Raw genomic sequence first — 15,967 nt, 5'->3', positions numbered from 1 at the left:
CACTTATTAAGAGAAAAAGGATATCGATGCACATTACATTCACTTAACTCCAAACGAGCTGAGAGTTAAGTGAAGTAATTCCTTTATTTTAAATAGAGTTGTAAAAACTATTTTCATTTTAAAAAAAGTAATGGTTTTATTATTGAAGGTTTTGGTAATACCTATATTGTTATAAAATCTAAATTATTTTGGTTAGTATATTTAGAAATTAGGGTTAATTATTACTAAATTATTTGTTGTTATATTTTGTTGAGACTAAGGGCGGGGTAGAGAAAATCTATCTCGCTTTTTTTTGTGTTAAACATTTTTATCTAAAACAATAAAAAACCAACAAATCTTCAGTAAATAGCTATTTTTTTTACGTGATAATGATTTTTTTATAGAAATTAATATTTTAAATAATTTTAGGAATAGCGAGAGATTTGATACTTTTATCAAAAATTAAAACATGAGCTATTATAAAATTGAAAATTTAGAACAATATTTTAAACATTATAACAAATCAGTTCGTGAACCAAGAAAATTTTGGGGAAAAATAGCAGAAGAAAACTTTACCTGGTACCAACAATGGGATAAAGTGGTTGACTTTAATATGGCTGAAGCAGAAGTAAAATGGTTTACGGAGGCTAAAGTAAATATTACAAAAAATTGTATTGACAGACATTTAAATAAAAGAGGAGATAAAACGGCGATAATTTTTGAGCCTAATGATCCTACTGACAAAGCATTACATATTACTTATAATGAATTGCACCAACGCGTTTGTAAAATGGCAAATGTATTGCGGGAACAAGGAATAAAAAAAGGAGATCGCGTTTGTATCTATTTACCAATGATTCCTGAATTAGCCATTACAACTTTGGCTTGTGCCAGAATTGGTGCGATCCATTCGGTAGTTTTTGCAGGATTCTCATCCTCCGCAGTAGCGACAAGAATAAATGATAGCGATTGCAAGATGGTCATCACTGCTGATGGTGGATTTAGAGGAAATAAAACTATTGATTTAAAGGGAATAATTGACGAGGCATTGACAAACTGTCCTGGCGTAGAAAAAGTACTTGTTGTTAAGAGAACAAATACAGAAGTCAATATGAAAGCGCAACGAGACCAATGGCTGCAACCTCTTTTAGATGAAGCATCTGACAACAATGTAGCCGAAATAATGGATGCCGAAGATCCATTATTTATTCTTTACACTTCTGGCTCTACTGGAAAACCAAAAGGAATGGTGCATACAACTGCGGGATACATGGTCTATACAGCCTATACCTTTAAAAATGTTTTTAATCATGAAGAAAATGACATATTTTGGTGCACCGCTGATATAGGTTGGATTACTGGGCATTCTTATACTTTATATGGTCCGTTACTGAATGGCGGTACAACTGTTATTTTTGAAGGAGTTCCTTCTTATCCTGATTTTAGCCGTTTTTGGGAAATTATCGAAAAACACAAAGTCACTCAATTTTATACTGCTCCAACAGCTATCCGTGCTTTGGCAAAAGAAAGCTTAGAATATGTGCAAAAATATCCTTTGAAATCTTTAAAGGTTATTGGATCGGTAGGAGAACCCATAAATGAAGAAGCATGGCACTGGTACAATGACCATGTAGGAGATAAAAGATGCCCAGTTGTAGACACTTGGTGGCAAACTGAAACCGGTGGAATTATGATTTCGCCAATTGCATTTGTGACTCCAACCAAGCCAACATATGCTACTTTGCCATTACCTGGAATTCAACCTGTTTTGATGGACGAAAAACGAAATGAAATCGAAGGGAATCAAGTGGTTGGTAGTTTATGCATTAAATTTCCTTGGCCTGGAATCGCCCGTACCATTTGGGGTGATCATCAACGGTATAAAGACACTTATTTCTCTACTTTTCCGGGAAAATATTTCACAGGAGACGGCGCTTTGCGTGATGAAGTTGGCTATTATAGAATTACAGGTAGAGTAGATGACGTAGTTATTGTTTCAGGACACAATCTGGGAACAGCTCCAATTGAGGATGCCATTAACGAGCATCCTGCAGTTGCTGAATCGGCGATTGTAGGTTTCCCCCATGATATCAAAGGAAATGCATTGTATGGTTTTGTAACTCTAAAAGAAACTGGAGAATATCGAAATAGAGAAAATCTGATCAAAGAAATTAATCAACACATAGCCGATCACATTGGTCCCATCGCCAAGTTGGATAAAATTCAATTTGTTTCTGGTTTGCCAAAAACAAGATCCGGAAAAATCATGCGTAGGATTCTGCGTAAAATTGCCGAGGGTGATTATTCAAACTTTGGTGATACATCGACCTTATTGAATCCTGAAGTTATTGATGAAATAAAAGAAGGAAAATTGTAAATGAATTAGAAGCTGTTTGTAATCAAACAGCTTTTTTTTGGACTGGATTAATTGTTTGGCTTCTAAAAATAATGAAATGTGTCCACTCTTATCATACAAGGAATTAATCAAATTAATTATGTAAGTTTTATATTAAATTGTATAGCTACATTCTCAAACAAATCCATAAATTTACTTCTGTATGAAAAATAAAGAAGTCTTAATTATTGGTGGCGGTTTAGCAGGTTTGACTGCTGCAATTCATTTATCCAAAATTGGATTCCAAGTTACCGTTGTTGAAAAAAATGAATTTCCAAAACACAAAGTTTGCGGAGAATACATATCGAATGAAGTTTTGCCATATTTCAATTGGCTTAATTTAGATATTGCAGATTTGTATCCTACAAATATTACTCATCTTGAATTTTCAACGGTTTCTGGAAAAATAATTAAGAACAGTTTGCCTCTTGGAGGATTCGGAATTAGCCGCTTTACTCTGGACGCATATCTATATAAGAAAGCAATTTCAAATGGCTGCGAAATAATCAAAGACACGGTAGAATCGATTGTTTTTAATAACGATGAATTCACAATAACCACTTCTGATAAAACCATTTTAAAATCGGAGATTGTAATTGGTGCTTTTGGAAAACGGTCCAATATTGATCAGAAATTAAATCGTAATTTTATTCAGAAAAAGTCTCCTTGGTTGGCAGTAAAAGCACATTATTCAGGAGATTTTGCGGATCATCTGGTTGGTTTACATAATTTTAAAGGTGGGTATTGCGGGGTTTCAAAAGTAGAAAACAATATCATTAATATTTGTTATTTAGCTGATTATAAAACTTTTAAAAAATATAAAAACATTGACGACTATCAAGAAAAAGTAGTTTACCAGAATCCATATTTAAAAGTAATTTTTGAAAAAAGTAACTTGCTTTTTGAAAAGCCTTTAACGATTAGCCAAATTTGTTTTGAGGAAAAACAAACTGTTGAAAATCATATTTTAATGATTGGTGACACGGCTGGATTAATTCATCCTTTATGCGGAAACGGAATGGCAATGGCTGTTCATAGTGCTAAAATTGTTTCAGAATTAATTGATAAATATTTCAATAAAGAAATCAGCTCTAGAAATGAATTAGAAGAAAAATACATTCAGGAATGGAATTTTAATTTCAAGAAAAGACTTAAAATGGGAAGATTTTTATCGAATCTTTTACAGAAGCAAAAAATATCTGCTGTATTGATGCGTATATTAATTATATTTCCGTTTTTATTGCCAAAAATTATTAAAAAGACGCACGGGAAACCTATAATTTTAAACTTATAAATGCTTCTAAATACTAAATATAGAACGAACGAACCTGAAACTATGGACGATTTTGCCATGGAAGGAGAAATCTTACGTGATGCCTTAGACAAAATTGCCAAAATTAACCAGCTCTTAGGAGGAAACCAGCTAACTTTACGAGGTGTTCAGCAACTGATAGGAAACATTTCCAAAACAACAGCAATTACAATAGTGGATGTAGGCTGTGGTAATGGTGATATGTTGCGAACCTTGTCAGACTATGGGTTAAAAAATAATTTAAACCTTCAACTGATAGGAATTGATGCAAATAACTTCACGGTTAATCACGCGCAACAATTATCTCAAAATTATCCTAATATAAGGTACCAATGTGAGGACATATTTGATAAATCTTTTAACGAATTAAAATACGATATTGTTTTGTGTACTTTGACATTGCATCATTTTAAAGACAATGAAATAATTCATTTATTAAATGTGTTTAATGCCAATTCGAATATTGGAATTGTTATTAATGACCTGCAGAGGAGTGCAATATCCTATCGTCTATTTCAAGCACTGTGTTTTGTCTTTAGATTGAATGATATGTCACGAGAAGACGGATTAATTTCAATTTTAAGAGGGTTTAAAAAAGTAGAATTGATAAATTTTTCAGAAAAATTAAAGTTCAGCAACTATAAAATCCAATGGGAATGGGCTTTCCGATACCAATGGATAATTTCAAAAATATGAGTGTAAAAATAAAAACGGTAAGCAAACAATTACCAAAATATTCGAGAAATACGGACGAAATTATTCCTTTTTTGGATGCTTGGTTGGTCGGACAAGACGAACGTTTCATTAGAAAAGTAAAGAAAATTTTTGAAGGTGCTGCAGTCGATAAGCGATATTCCATTATGGATCCAATAGAGGTTTTTACTAAAACATCTTTTGAAGAACGCAACGATATATATGTACGTGAAGTGATTGAATTAGGTGAAAAAGTGCTAGAAAAAGCGTTGAAAAAAGCGAATTGGAATCCAGAGGATTTAGATTACATCATCACCGTAAGTTGCACTGGTATAATGATTCCTTCATTAGATGCCTATTTAATTAATAAATTGAAATTGCGTCAGGATATTGTACGGCTTCCAGTCACTGAAATGGGCTGTGCGGCAGGAATTTCTGGAATTATCTATGCTAAAAATTTCTTGCAGGCTAATCCTGGAAAACGAGCTGCAGTAATTGCTGTCGAAAGTCCGACTGCAACGTTTCAATTAGATGATTTTTCGATGGCAAACATTGTAAGTGCGGCAATTTTTGGTGATGGAGCCGCTTGTGTTTTGCTTTCTTCCCATGAAGATGATGAAGGACCCGAAATTCTGGCGGAGGAAATGTATCATTTTTATGATAACATTCATATGATGGGTTTTAAGCTCACCAATTCAGGCTTGCAGATGGTTTTAGATATTGAAGTTCCGGAAACGATAGCTTCGCATTTTCCGGATATCATTCATCCTTTCTTAGAAAGAAATACTCTACAAATGAAAGAGATTGACCATTTAATTTTTCATCCAGGAGGAAAGAAAATTGTACAAACGGTTGAAGCTTTATTTTCTGATTTAGGAAAAAATATAAACGATACCAAAGAAGTATTACGCTTGTATGGGAATATGTCGAGCGCTACTGTTTTATATGTTCTTGAAAGAATTATAGATGGAAATCCGGAAAAAGGGTCAAAAGGATTGATGCTGAGTTTTGGGCCAGGATTTTCAGCACAACGAGTATTACTCCAGTTTTAAACACGAAAATGAATAGCCAAGATATCATAGCACAATTGCCATATTCAAAGCCTTTTCTATTTGTGGACGAAATATCCCATATTGATGAAAATGGAGTAGAGGGCAGTTACACTTTTGATGAAAATCTCGATTTTTATAAAGGACATTTTAAAGATTTTCCAGTTACTCCAGGTGTTATTTTAACCGAAGTTATGGCTCAAATTGGGTTGGTTTGTCTAGGTATATTTTTGTTAAATAATACATTTAGTAAGAGTACTTCAATTGCCTTAACATCAACAGAAATAGATTTTTTAAAACCTGTTTTCCCAAATGAAAAAGTGATTGTGATTTCGGAAAAAATATATTTTAGATTTGGAAAACTAAAATGTAAAGTCATTATGAAAAACGAAAAAGAAGATGTTGTTTGCACAGGAACAGTAGCTGGAATGATAGTTTCAAAGAGTGAAATAACTTAATATTCTTAATGCCTTAATGGTTTATAAATTATTTTTTGTATGCAAAAAAGAGTAGTTATTACGGGACTTGGTGTTGTTGCTCCAAATGGAGTAGGGCTTAATGCGTTTACTCATGCAATAAAAAATGGTATTTCAGGCATTAAAAAGGATCCTGAATTAGAAAGATTACAATTTTCCTGTCAGATTTCCGGAAAGCCTGAAGTTTCTACAGAATTAGCATTGCAATATTTCACTGAATTAGAACTTCGAAATTTCAATTCAACGGGTATTTTATATGGCGTGATTGCAGGAATAGATGCTTGGAAAGACGCGGGATTAGCAATGGAAATCAATGAGGATCCTGATTGGGATAGTGGGACCATTTTTGGCACTGGAACTTCTGGAATTGATAAATTTAGAGAAAGTATTTATAAAATTGATGATTTTCAAACTAGAAGGCTAGGAAGTACTGCCGTGGCACAAACAATGAATAGTGGTGTGAGCGCTTATTTAGGAGGGAAATTAGGTTTAGGAAATCAGGTAACCACGAATTCCTCAGCTTGTACTACTGGAACCGAAAGTATTCTCATGGCTTACGAACGTATACAATCAGGTCAGGCAAAACGTATTTTGGCAGGAAGCACTAGTGATTCTGGCCCTTATATTTGGGGTGGATTCGATGCTATGCGCGTTTGTACTTTTAAACATAATGATTCGCCAGCTCAAGGTTCAAGGCCAATGAGTGTTAGTGCTTCGGGGTTTGTCCCTGGAAGCGGAGCAGGAGCGGTGGTTTTGGAAGATTTAGAAACTGCGTTAGCTCGCGGGGCAAAAATTTACGCCGAAGTTTTAGGCGGAAATGTAAATTCTGGCGGCCAACGTGGATTAGGAACTATGACTGCGCCAAATCCTGTCGCCGTTCAGAAATGTATAAAAAATGCTATTGAAAATGCAGGAATTCATGCAAATGAGATCGATGCTATTAATGGACACTTGACAGCAACATCAAAAGATAGTTTAGAAATCCAGAATTGGAGTGAAGCTTTAGGAAGAAAGGGAATTGATTTTCCGTATATAAATTCTTTAAAATCAATGGTGGGTCATTGTTTATCTGGCGCAGGTAGCATTGAAAGTGTAGCTTCGATATTGCAATTGCATAAGGGATTTGTTTTTCCAAATATTAATTGTGAAGATTTACACCCTGAGATTACTACGCTTATTGATGATTCTAGAATCCCAAGAAAAGTAATTGAAACAAAATTAAATATCATAGCAAAAGCGAGTTTTGGTTTTGGAGATGTGAATGGTTGTGTAATTTTTAAGAAATTCAAATCCTAGTATAATTCAGGGAAAAAGCAGAATCAAAAATAAATATCTAATTAGAACTAATAAATAAACGTCTCAACTTATTGCCTTTGTTGGCTAAAAAATTAAATATGAATAAAGAACAAACAATTGAAGAATTAAAAAGTATTGTTAAACCGTACATTGCAAATCAGGAAGCATTTGACACATTGACGGAAGAAACTGATTTCATCAATGACTTGAAAATTAACTCTGCTAATTTAGTTGATGTTATTTTAGATATAGAAGAAAAATACAACATTGTAATTGATAATGAATCGATGGAACGAATGATCAACGTAAAAGCAGCAATGGAAATTATTGACGCTAAATTATCAGAAAAAGAATAAGTGGTATTCAAAATAGATAAATAAGGTGATTGGAAACGATATAGTAGATTTGGCTTTAGCCAAAAAAGAAAGCAACTGGAAGCGGAAAGGTTTTTTGGATAAAATTTTTACGCAACAGGAACAGCTGCTTATTACTAGTGCCGAGAGTCCGGAAGTAATGGTTTGGAACTTATGGACCAGAAAAGAAGCTGCTTATAAAATCTATAATAGGCAGACGAATATTAGAATGTATTTCCCTTTGCAACTTGTATGTTTATACGAAAGCGAAACTTCAGGAACGGTTCTCTGTAATGGGAATATCTATCATACAAAAACCAAAATTTCAGAAGACAATATTTATACAATTGCGGTTACGGAAGAAAATTATTTTAGTCAAATTAAGGAGATAAAAGTAGATGCTAAAATCTGTAAAACAAACGGAATTCCATATATAATTGATGATTTTAGTGAAATAAAAAAGCCCGTTTCGATTTCACATCACGGGAGTTTTTGGAAAGGTATTACCCTTTGATTTTATAGATAAAATTGTTATTTAATTCCCAATCTGGACTTTAATTTTAAGAAAAGTAAAGCAATTCTATAAGCGTCTTCGGAGGAAGAATTACGATCACTTTTGGGTAAGTTGTATATGGTACTTAATTCGTCTAATGAAAATTGCCTATTGTTGATATCTTGGAGTTTACGATACATTACATCAATATCTAAAGCTTCATTTTTTAGGCGCCCGCAATCTAGTCTTTCCAGTGCGGCATTAATCATTTCTACATCAAAATCAATATGATGTCCCACCAATACAGCATTTCCAAGGAATTCAATCAGTGATTTAATAGCCTCAAGTTCACCTAATTTTTTCATTTTACTCTCTACGATAAATTCGTTTGAAAGTCCATTATCGTGAAGAAATTTATATTGCAGCAAAACGGCTTCAAAACTATCCCCAATAACAACACTGTTATCGATTACCGCAAATGAGCCAATAGATAGAATAACGTCTTTTACCGGATTTAAACCAGAAGTTTCAGTCGATAAAATTACGAATCGTTTTGATTTTTTATCAAATTTAGAAAGATATTCCTTCCAAAATTCGGGATGCTCTTTATTTATATTTTTCAGCCAATCGATCATACTTTATGAAAATTGCGTAAGTTGAAATTTACTTTTTATTAATTCCTCTAATTCTTTCATTGGAGCTAGTGCGCTTTTTAATTTTTCTCTATCAATTTTTGATAATTCATTCAAATTTATAAATTGACCGGAATCATCATTCTTCAAACCTTCTATTGTTCTAAATTTTGACAAAACCAAAAAGGCTTCGGCACAATTAAGATAAATTTCTGAATTTTTGACATCGGTAATTGCTAATTGTTTGAATCTTTGGTAAGTATTATTGATTCCTTTGATATTATAATTTAAAGCAAACAAACGGGCGCCATCTATTAATGGCATTAAAGCACGTGTTTTTATATCAAATTTATTTTTGTTTGGTCCTTCTTCTTCCACATTGAAATTTTTGAAAAAAGTCAAAGGAGCATTTTTTCTTAGGGCATCATTTCCTAAAAAGTCAAAGAACAAAGTATTGTTTTTAGCATTTTTGAAAACGGTATTAGTTATGGCTTCCTCAATTTTTTGTTCTCCAAACGCAATTTCATAATCAAAGAAAATACTGCTCAAATCGTTACTGTTTTCACCTGGGGTATTCATCCAGCTGTTGTACTGTTTTACCCAGTCTGTCAATGATTTACACCAAAGCATATTGCTTCCCATATGCCCATTTGGACATAGTTCATAACCTATTTTCTCTAAAGTTGCAGTTGTTTTTTTTCCTAATTTTAGAAAATAGTCTTTTACGTCTCTATATTTATCAGGTGTTACATCTTCAAAAATTAAAATACTATCTTGATCCGTTGGTAGCAACTGCTCTTTTCGTCCTTGACTACCAATACTTAACCAAGCAAAACGAGCAGGAGGGGAGCCTAATTCTAAAATTGATAATTCGACTGAACGTTTAATAAGTGCCATATTAATTTCGCTGGCAATATTATTTATATGAGAAAGAGGAATATTTTTATGAATCGAATTTTGAATAAGATCAGCTAATCGCTCTCGTATTTGTTTTAAATCTTTTGGAGTTTGGGAACGTTTAATTTCTTTTATTAATACACCCGGATTACTGGCTTGAGCAATGATTAAATCTCTTTCTGAAATTATTCCTTTTACAGCAGATTTATTTGTACCATCCTGGGTCACACACAAATGAGTCATATTGTGTTTTATCATAAGTAATTGCGCTTCTGCTAAGGAAACATTCTCTTGCACGGTTATCACCGGAGACGACATTATTTTATCTACGGATGCTGTTAGGGGAAATCTACCAGTTGCAATTTTTGAACGCATATCACTATCGGTAACAATGCCTATTGGCATATTATTATCACAAACAATGACATTATTCATTATTGTTTCGGTCATGAGTTGCGCAACTTCTAAAACTGTACTTGTGATTGTTGTCTTTAAAGGAGAATTGTTATAATTTAGAGATTGAAAATACTGCATTTCAGACTGTTGATCTGAATAATATACATTATCTGAAATCAATTTACCTCTTAAATTTTCTTTATCTTTTGGATTAGGTGTATTTGTTGCAAAGCTCTCCAATAAAAAATTTAAAACTTCTGAATTGTTAGCTACAAAAGGACGAAAAGTGGCGATAGGAATAGCATAAACAATACTTTCCTCTCTAGCTTTAGCAGTCATCATGTAATTGTTTTTCGCAAAAAACGGACGTAAACCAAAAATATCGCCATCATGACATTTGTTCAATAATGTCTCCTCAGCATCAGCTATAACTGATAAATTGATGACGCCAGAAGCCACAACATAAAAACTATCGTGCAAAGCATCATTAATTTGAAATAATATTTTGTGCTTTTCTAAATTTACAACGCGAATGCTAGTAGCAATTTCAGATAATTCTTGAAAAGTCAAATGATTAAATGGTGGATATTCCTTTAAGAAATCAGCAATGTGCTCAGCAATTGAATTCATAGTTCGACAAATAAATATAGTATTGATTGTAAAAATAACAAATTAAATAATTACAATACGGTCAATTTAATAGTAAAAACAATAATTTATACAATCCTTATTTTTTTCTTAAAATTAGTAAGAATTTACAATTATTTAGATAAAGTTATTTTAAGTTTGTATATCTAACTAAAATACTTTAAATCATGGGTTTACTTAAAAAAATGCTTTTTTTAGCTTTCGTTTTGTTGTTCGTCAATTTTGTAAATGCACAAGGGAAAGCTAGCCCGGAAGCTGTAGCCGCAGGTAAAATAAATGGAGCAACAATTAGTATAAATTATAGCAGTCCGTCGGTTAAAGGAAGGCAAATTTGGGGTGCTTTAGTTCCATTTAATGAAGTATGGCGGGCTGGTGCAGATGAGGCAACGACTTTTGAAACAGACAAAGAACTTACTATTGGGGGATCAAAATTACCTGCCGGTAAATACTCTTTTTTTATCATCCCAAAGGAAAAGGAATGCATTGTCATTTTTAATAAAGAGGCAAAACAATGGGGAGCTTATAAATATAATGAAAAACAAGATCAGTTAAGAGTTTCTGTAAAGCAAAAACTTGCAGAAACAATGGCTGAGAAATTAGTTTATACAATTGATAAAAATGCAATTTCCTTAAGTTGGGATAATTGGATCATACCAATTTCAGTAAAGTAATATCCTTTTAAATTATAAAACAGCATTGCCAATAGGTGATGCTGTTTTTATTTTGTCGAATATGTAATAACTTTCATTTTACTATAAAGTCTATTTTACATAATATAAATTATGGTTCAAAACCATGAGCAACATTTTGATAATCAAAATGTTAAAGTTATGCTAGATATTCCTATAAATATTCCCTTAACAGATTCGTTTAGTCTCAAAGTGCTTTTTAATGAGTGTATTATAATAGATGAACGCTTGACAAGTCAAACCTGTATATATTACGAATCACTCGATTTGGTAGATTGTGAATTGAACCCACCAAAACCAATTTTAATACAAAACAATGGTATTACTATCAGGATTGGACTTTGTGAAATTCCAATATTTGACAATGAAACAAAACAAAAAAATCAAACAAAATTTATTAATTTGACTGTATCTGCTAAATTGCTCAAATACAGGTATTTTGAAGGTATAAACAGAAAAAATATAAAATTATTATATGATGAATTCATACAATTTAAAGTGTTTACGTGTTCTTTCGATTGTTTCCTTAGTGGCTATATTTCGGATGTTGATATATGTATTAATAGGTATACTAATTCACCTCTTTGCTTCGAAGATGCTTTAAATGTATTGATATCCCAAACAGGAAACAAAGCAAAACACTTGCACAAAATTTCTGAATCAATGAATGTTGGACTAACATTTAATAAAAGAGATTTTGCAAAACCCTCCATACCATTTATAAAATTTTATCACAAAGAATTTGAATTATTAAGTAAATCAGTTGATTTCTATAATTTTTACTTATTTCCAACTTACGCAAAAGCAATAAAAAACCTTACTAGATGCGAGGTTACAATAAAAAACTATGCGCACAAGGAACGGTTAAAGAAATTTAATATTTGTCCGCAATTTAAAACCCTGGACGAATATTTGAATTTAAGCGAGAAACAATTATTTAACGTCATTGTCTTTTCTATTAATTCGTATATAGAAAATAAACCACGTCAAAAAGCGCCAAATTTAAGTCCTACAGACCATTTAATATATGAGTTAATCCAAAACTGTATAATGAAAGGTTATGACCATAAAACGCTATTAAATATAGTTTTAACTTTCAAAGGTTCATCGTTGGAGACTACACAAGTTGCGCAGTCGAGAATGCGGAAAAAAATAACCGATTTATTTGATTTATTGATACACAAAGATGTAAAAATAATGACGGAATCCAATCACAATAAGCACGTATTAGAATATTTAAACTTTATAAATTTAAGATTATGAAACAAAAAAAACAATTAGAATCAGAATTGCAAGAAGCTTATTCGTTAAAGCGTCAAATGTTTACACATTATGAATCTCTTACAATCTTCCAAGATAAAAGAGGTTTTTACGGACAAATTGAGGAGTTAATTGGTTTAATTGACGCCTTAGAATCTACGATATATAATAGAGAAATTTCATTCAAACGATTCCGTAATGCTATGAGGTAAAAAGCCGACTTATGATAGTCGGCTATTCTTATCAAATATGTTAATTTAATCTTACAAAATGGAAACACAAATTCTTACAAAAAAAGAGGTCAAAACAAAAGCCTATCCGCTTCGAAATTCCAAAGAGGTATTAATTCTCAAAATAGAATCTTTTAACGATGCAATACGTCAAAAAGATACGTCATTTTCATTTGATAATCCAAAAATCACTAATCAATATTCTTTATTATAACTAATCAAAAAAAGGGAGTGTCCTACCACTCCCCTATTAATAACCCAAATCATGAGAAATACCACAAGTGCCCCAAAGATTTATACAGATTATCAAAAAATATCTTACAAAGATATAGAATTACTATTAGTGTCAGTTTCCGAAAAAACTGCCCAGCAATATTTGAGAGACATCAAAAAAGAGTTTCAAATATCTATAGTCTTATTTTCTCATTTTAAACATTATTTTAAGATTACAGAAATTGTGCCAAAAAACTAATAACAAGTAAAAAGCGGTAAAAATCCCTTAATATCCCCTGATATCCTAAAACCCTCAAACGAGGGTTTTTTTATTTAACAAATTTGCCATTATTAAATAAATCAATATATAAATGGAAATTTTTAACTCACAAGGAAAGAACATAACTAAGTCAGGTGTTCTAGTACTTAACAAGGCTATTGGTTCTGTAATCTTTTCTTCTTCACTCGATGTAGAAGCATTAACTACCGAACAAATAAAAATTGAGGTTGAAAAGTTAACAGGAAATGAAGAAATAACTAAAGGTTATATGGACCTAAAGGACTTCATTTACTTGACTACTTTCAAAGGTGATGCGATTACATCAGATGTAAATTACAAAACTACTGCTCAATGTGAAATTTGTGAAGATGGCGCTATCCAATTAGGAGAAAAAGACGTTATAAAAATCGAATTAATCGGTTTAAAAACGGCTGAAACTTACGTAATTAACGGAATTGAAGAACCGCAAACCTCCGTAAAAACATTGTCTTTTGAAAATAAATCTATGTCACAAGATGATAAAAGTAAAACTTTTGAAGTTGCACATTGTGACCTTGCAATTTTAGACAATGCAGATTCGATTATAGAGGTAGCTTACACTTATGAGGGAGGTGTCGTAGTAAAATACACATTACACGAATTGAGAGTATTGTCTCGTTCAATTGACCCTCTAGCATATGTACGTCAAGATGGAAGTGTAAAATGTGCTTTTGCAAGCAAAATACAATTGCCTCTTTTTGGAGTTAATTCTATTGAGGTTCGTAAGGCTCAGGGGTCTATAGTTAATTTAATCGTTCGTAGAGAAGCATAACCCTATGAGTATTTTCACTAAAATAGGTAAATCGGTTAAACAGGGAGCAAAACAAATCTCTCTTAAAAACATTGTTAAAATAGGTACTCCCCTTCTTTCAATGATACCCGTAGTAGGAGGTTTGGCACAGAATACAGTCGAAGGTATAAGTGCTTCCGCGGAAGCTAAAAAACAGGCTCGTATCGCTGAAATGGAAGGAAATCTAGCAAAAGCAGAGGCTTTACATGCTCAATCTAATGCATTAGCTCAACAATCAGGAGCAATTGTAGGACAACAAGCTGGAAGTGTTATAAATGCATTTACAAAGGGAGCCACTAAAGAAGTAATTGCCCAAACTTCTGAATCTGTAAAAGAGGCTTCAGGTCAGGTTGGTGCATCTGTAATTGATTTTACGATAAAGGAATGGTTCAAAAAACATTGGAAACATTTATTAATAGTTTTATCATGCATAGGAGCTGTTTACATGATTATCAAAAGTAAAGCAAAAGGAATGTATAAAAAAGGTTCTTCTTCTTCTGTAAGGGCACATTATGCATCTAATAATGCTCGTAACAACCGTTGGAAATAATGAAATCATTAATAGGACTTACAGGGATAGGGTTAGTACAAGGTACTGCCCTAATTCCAACAAATGGACTTCCATTGGCTGAAATCGTTAAAATTGCAATACAGGTAGTGATAGGTATTGCTTCAATCATTCACATGTTCAAAAAACCAAAAGAAGTAATTTCTAATCAAAACACAACAATTTAAAACATTAAAAAATGTCAACATTTCAAAAGAGAATATCAAACGATCGTTTCGGAAATCCGTACCAATTAATAGGATGTAAGGACAAAAAAGGGAAAGGTTTTGCAGTTGGTTACGTCGAATTAGGCGGTAAACTTTACAAAGTTGAACCAAGCGAAGCTTCAAAAGAAGGTGTTATGTTCTGGGTCAAAATTACAGCTGTAAAAAAACAGACTCAGGCATCTAGCATGTAAAAATTAACAAAGCTTTACTTTAAGCGTACAGGTCTAACAAGAGTAAAAGGAATCCTGTAAATGCTATTGTAAGGCTTTATTTAAATCAAAAAAAATGAATAAAGTAAACGGAATAGTAAACGGTTTAAAATTCGTATTAAAATACGGTATTTATTTAATGGCATTAGTTAAAATTGTAGAATTCGCAATAGAAACTTTAACCGATATAGATAAAAAAGAAACCGCAAAACTTCAATCAGTTGAGTAAGTCATTCTTAAATAATCACAAAGTAAGAGGGTTGCGAAATAATAACCCGGGAAACCTTATCAGAACTTCACAAGCGTGGCAAGGTAAAATTCCTTTTCCTCAAAGTAAAGATGTAAAATTCGAACAATTTACAGAGTTGAAATTCGGAATTCGTGCCATGCTTAAAGATTTGATACATGATATAAATAAAGGAAAAAACACGGTTACTGCTTTAATCATGGAATATGCACCAAGTGTAGAAAATGATACAAAAGCATACATTTTAAACGTTTGCAAAACCTTAGGAGTTCAACCAAACGAAAAAATAAAAACTATTAACAGTGCTTTCCTAATTATGTTGGTTCGTGCAATTTGCAAGGTCGAGTTAGGAAACTCACACACATTGATAACTGATAACGATATTAATGAAGCATTACAACTATTAGGAGACGTTTCAACTTCTCAGTTAATAGTAGTGATTGCACCAAGTAAAATAAAACCTTTTATACCTGCAATCGTTTTTGTAGTGGTTTTTTTTTGTTCACTAGCTATCAAAAATATATTTTAAAAACTAAAAAACATTCAAATTGGAAAAATTTAAAACATTCGTAATTGTACATCAAGTACAAATCTTAGCAGTCTTAACATTGGGATTG

General features: G+C 32.3%; 21 protein-coding genes. 19 read left to right on the top strand and 2 right to left on the bottom strand.

Translation table 11 applies throughout. The annotated features are described in order from the left end of the window. The first annotated feature begins 448 nt into the window (after window positions 1–448). From acs to BUC23_RS09295, 8 genes are all read left to right on the top strand, one after another. The gene (gene acs, locus BUC23_RS09330; protein ID WP_073208788.1) at window positions 449–2,356 is read left to right on the top strand and encodes an acetate--CoA ligase; all 1,908 of its coding nucleotides are present in this window, start codon (window positions 449–451) and stop codon (window positions 2,354–2,356) included. 181 nt (window positions 2,357–2,537) lie between these two features. Continuing rightward, window positions 2,538–3,668: an NAD(P)/FAD-dependent oxidoreductase gene (locus BUC23_RS09325; RefSeq protein ID WP_073208786.1), complete on the top strand. Its 1,131-nt coding sequence runs from the start codon at window positions 2,538–2,540 to the stop codon at window positions 3,666–3,668. Continuing rightward, a complete protein-coding gene (locus tag BUC23_RS09320; protein ID WP_073208784.1) occupies window positions 3,669–4,382 on the top strand; it encodes a methyltransferase domain-containing protein in 714 nt (237 codons plus the stop codon). Then, a complete protein-coding gene (locus BUC23_RS09315; RefSeq protein ID WP_073208905.1) occupies window positions 4,379–5,431 on the top strand; it encodes a type III polyketide synthase in 1,053 nt (350 codons plus the stop codon). Before BUC23_RS09320 ends, BUC23_RS09315 begins: the two co-directional genes overlap by 4 nt. 8 nt (window positions 5,432–5,439) lie before the next feature. Further along, window positions 5,440–5,886 carry a 3-hydroxyacyl-ACP dehydratase FabZ family protein gene (locus BUC23_RS09310; protein WP_073208782.1) on the top strand — a complete coding sequence of 149 codons (447 nt, stop codon included), beginning with the start codon at window positions 5,440–5,442 and terminating at the stop codon, window positions 5,884–5,886. A gap of 39 nt (window positions 5,887–5,925) precedes the next feature. After that, on the top strand, window positions 5,926–7,200 hold the full coding sequence (locus BUC23_RS09305) for a beta-ketoacyl-[acyl-carrier-protein] synthase family protein (RefSeq protein WP_073208780.1): 1,275 nt from the start codon (window positions 5,926–5,928) through the stop codon (window positions 7,198–7,200). 98 nt (window positions 7,201–7,298) lie between these two features. Beyond that, window positions 7,299–7,556, top strand: a complete 258-nt coding sequence (locus tag BUC23_RS09300) for an acyl carrier protein (protein WP_073208778.1) — start codon at window positions 7,299–7,301, stop codon at window positions 7,554–7,556. A 25-nt stretch (window positions 7,557–7,581) separates the two neighbouring features. Further along, the gene (locus BUC23_RS09295; protein ID WP_073208776.1) at window positions 7,582–8,067 is read left to right on the top strand and encodes a 4'-phosphopantetheinyl transferase family protein; all 486 of its coding nucleotides are present in this window, start codon (window positions 7,582–7,584) and stop codon (window positions 8,065–8,067) included. A gap of 17 nt (window positions 8,068–8,084) precedes the next feature. On the opposite strand, the gene BUC23_RS09290 is transcribed toward BUC23_RS09295, so the two are convergent. Both BUC23_RS09290 and BUC23_RS09285 read right to left on the bottom strand, forming a co-directional pair. Continuing rightward, on the bottom strand, window positions 8,085–8,681 hold the full coding sequence (locus BUC23_RS09290; RefSeq protein WP_073208774.1) for a 3'-5' exonuclease: 597 nt from the start codon (window positions 8,679–8,681) through the stop codon (window positions 8,085–8,087). Window positions 8,682–8,684: 3 nt separating this feature from the next. Then, complete coding sequence (locus BUC23_RS09285; RefSeq protein WP_073208772.1) at window positions 8,685–10,601, bottom strand: DUF294 nucleotidyltransferase-like domain-containing protein; 1,917 nt, start codon at window positions 10,599–10,601, stop codon at window positions 8,685–8,687. A 185-nt stretch (window positions 10,602–10,786) separates the two neighbouring features. Between BUC23_RS09285 and BUC23_RS09280 the strand changes: the two genes are divergently transcribed. The 11 genes from BUC23_RS09280 (at window position 10,787) to BUC23_RS09245 (ending at window position 15,879) form a co-directional block, all read left to right on the top strand. Then, entirely contained in the window at window positions 10,787–11,290 is a 504-nt protein-coding gene (locus tag BUC23_RS09280) for a DUF2911 domain-containing protein (protein ID WP_073208770.1), read from the top strand. Window positions 11,291–11,401: 111 nt separating this feature from the next. Further along, window positions 11,402–12,571: a hypothetical protein gene (locus tag BUC23_RS09275; RefSeq protein WP_073208768.1), complete on the top strand. Its 1,170-nt coding sequence runs from the start codon at window positions 11,402–11,404 to the stop codon at window positions 12,569–12,571. Then, on the top strand, window positions 12,568–12,780 hold the full coding sequence (locus BUC23_RS09270) for a hypothetical protein (protein ID WP_073208755.1): 213 nt from the start codon (window positions 12,568–12,570) through the stop codon (window positions 12,778–12,780). The genes BUC23_RS09275 and BUC23_RS09270 overlap by 4 nt, the downstream gene beginning before the upstream one ends. A 58-nt stretch (window positions 12,781–12,838) precedes the next feature. After that, a complete protein-coding gene (locus BUC23_RS17490; protein ID WP_167365569.1) occupies window positions 12,839–13,012 on the top strand; it encodes a hypothetical protein in 174 nt (57 codons plus the stop codon). A gap of 51 nt (window positions 13,013–13,063) precedes the next feature. After that, window positions 13,064–13,270 (top strand): hypothetical protein, encoded by a 207-nt coding sequence (locus BUC23_RS17330; RefSeq protein WP_139259811.1) that lies wholly within the window; start codon window positions 13,064–13,066, stop codon window positions 13,268–13,270. Between the two features lie 112 nt (window positions 13,271–13,382). Then, the gene (locus BUC23_RS09265; protein WP_073208753.1) at window positions 13,383–14,102 is read left to right on the top strand and encodes a hypothetical protein; all 720 of its coding nucleotides are present in this window, start codon (window positions 13,383–13,385) and stop codon (window positions 14,100–14,102) included. A gap of 4 nt (window positions 14,103–14,106) precedes the next feature. After that, a complete protein-coding gene (locus BUC23_RS09260; protein ID WP_073208751.1) occupies window positions 14,107–14,670 on the top strand; it encodes a hypothetical protein in 564 nt (187 codons plus the stop codon). Beyond that, entirely contained in the window at window positions 14,670–14,855 is a 186-nt protein-coding gene (locus tag BUC23_RS09255; protein ID WP_073208749.1) for a hypothetical protein, read from the top strand. The genes BUC23_RS09260 and BUC23_RS09255 overlap by 1 nt, the downstream gene beginning before the upstream one ends. Window positions 14,856–14,866: 11 nt before the next feature. Further along, a complete protein-coding gene (locus BUC23_RS09250; protein ID WP_073208747.1) occupies window positions 14,867–15,085 on the top strand; it encodes a hypothetical protein in 219 nt (72 codons plus the stop codon). A 94-nt stretch (window positions 15,086–15,179) separates the two neighbouring features. After that, a complete protein-coding gene (locus BUC23_RS17485) occupies window positions 15,180–15,332 on the top strand; it encodes a hypothetical protein (protein ID WP_167365568.1) in 153 nt (50 codons plus the stop codon). Next, window positions 15,325–15,879: a structural protein gene (locus tag BUC23_RS09245; RefSeq protein WP_139259809.1), complete on the top strand. Its 555-nt coding sequence runs from the start codon at window positions 15,325–15,327 to the stop codon at window positions 15,877–15,879. The genes BUC23_RS17485 and BUC23_RS09245 overlap by 8 nt, the downstream gene beginning before the upstream one ends. Window positions 15,880–15,967 lie beyond the last annotated feature (88 nt).

This window comes from Flavobacterium xinjiangense, assembly GCF_900142885.1.
GTDB lineage: Bacteria > Bacteroidota > Bacteroidia > Flavobacteriales > Flavobacteriaceae > Flavobacterium > Flavobacterium xinjiangense.
This window is presented reverse-complemented; position numbering and strand designations above follow the sequence as displayed.